2 protein-coding genes are annotated in these 1,406 nt (G+C 23.0%); both read right to left on the bottom strand.

Going from position 1 to position 1,406, the window contains the following annotated elements; translation table 11 throughout:
* On the bottom strand, positions 1-692 hold a 692-nt coding region (locus H2279_RS08500; protein ID WP_337196275.1), incomplete at its 3' end, for a hypothetical protein.
* A gap of 105 nt (positions 693-797) precedes the next feature.
* Positions 798-1,328 (bottom strand): hypothetical protein, encoded by a 531-nt coding sequence (locus tag H2279_RS08495; RefSeq protein WP_337196274.1) that lies wholly within the window; start codon positions 1,326-1,328, stop codon positions 798-800.
* Positions 1,329-1,406: the final 78 nt, after the last annotated feature.

Here is a 1,406-nt window from a genome sequence, read left to right as displayed (position 1 = left end):
AAAAGGGTGGAGCTTAGGAAGATTTTGGTATCTAAACTTTTAAAATCTATTTGATATTTTTCTTCTATGAAATTTATATCTAAAACACTTTTATCTTTAGTGAATATATCACAATGATTCTCATAGATATGAATTAAATTTGACATAGAAATAAAAGAAGTATTACTATCATTAGATTGCAAATCTTGTAAATTTACTTTATCTAAAAATATGATTTTTATATTGCTTGTTGTTAAAACTATAGTATTAGTATTTTTATCATAAAATTGCTCTATGTTAAATACTTCATTTAAGGCTAAATTAACATCATTTTTTTGAGTATTCAAACTTTGATTATTTGGATTATCTTGTAAGGAATTTTCTTTATCTAAATAAGCTTGGATATTTTTTATATTTTCATTTCTTTCTTGTTTTAAAGTATTGATAGATTTGTAAAGATTTTTTCTAGCATCAAGGTAGGTATCATTGAGGCTTTCTTTATCTAAGATAAATATTTTAGTAAAATCATTTTTATAACCTAGATTGTTTGTAGCAGTGGTTTGGGTAAAAAGTTCTTCCTTTTTGTAATTTATAGCTATAGAATTCTCACATTGATATAAAGCTTTTAAGTATGCTATAGATGAATTTTTATTGATTTTGTTTATATCTTCATTGCTTAAAAAAGTAAGTCTTGTTATAAATGCTTCTTTCATTTATTTTTTCTTAAAATTAAATTTTTATAAACTATAATGTTTTTTAACATAAAAGATTCTTAAAATTAAGTTTGATAATGAAATCTTTACTATAAAGTTTAAAGTCTAATAAATATTTCCATCATTTATATAATTAAAAAACATTAATATAAAAGGAGAGCTACATACAAACCCTATAAACCAACTTATTTTTTTACGTTTTACTCCTGTGCTATAGCATTTAAAAAAATAAGCTTGTAATAAACAAAGAACTATAAAAGGTGCAAAAAATGTTAAATAGCAAATCCAACCAAATAAAAATCCTATGCAAATATATATACGATACTCATCTGGCAAAAGTTTCTTAACTTCTGGAGGATCCATAAGTACAAAATGTCCCACATTATCAACACCATAAGTTATATAAAATCCTATGATGATAGTAATAAGAAAAATAATAAAAAATGTTAAAAAATAAGATTTTAAAAACTCTTTTATATTGATTCTTATGAAATAATTTAACAAGGCAAAGATAGCTAAAAAGATGATTAAAGAGCCTAAAGAATCAATATTAACAACTCCTGATGTTTTACCAAAAAAGAAACCAAAAAAGAAAATCACACCAAATAACCATCCTAAACCAACAGCTTCTACCATTTAAACTCCTATATCATAAAGTGTATTATAAGTCTTATCTTTGAAATCAAGCTTAGCAACGAAATCTTTACTATAAAG

The organism is Campylobacter sp. B0100352/1 (genome assembly GCF_020135855.1).
Lineage (GTDB): Bacteria > Campylobacterota > Campylobacteria > Campylobacterales > Campylobacteraceae > Campylobacter_D > Campylobacter_D taeniopygiae.
The sequence above is the reverse complement of the archived record's forward strand: the minus strand, read 5'-3'. Positions and strand labels throughout refer to the sequence as shown.

Excerpts from the sequence above, each read along its gene's own strand:
- H2279_RS08495 (WP_337196274.1), bottom strand. The coding sequence starts at position 1,328 with ATGGTAGAAGCTGTTGGTTTAGGATGGTTATTTGGTGTGATTTTCTTT.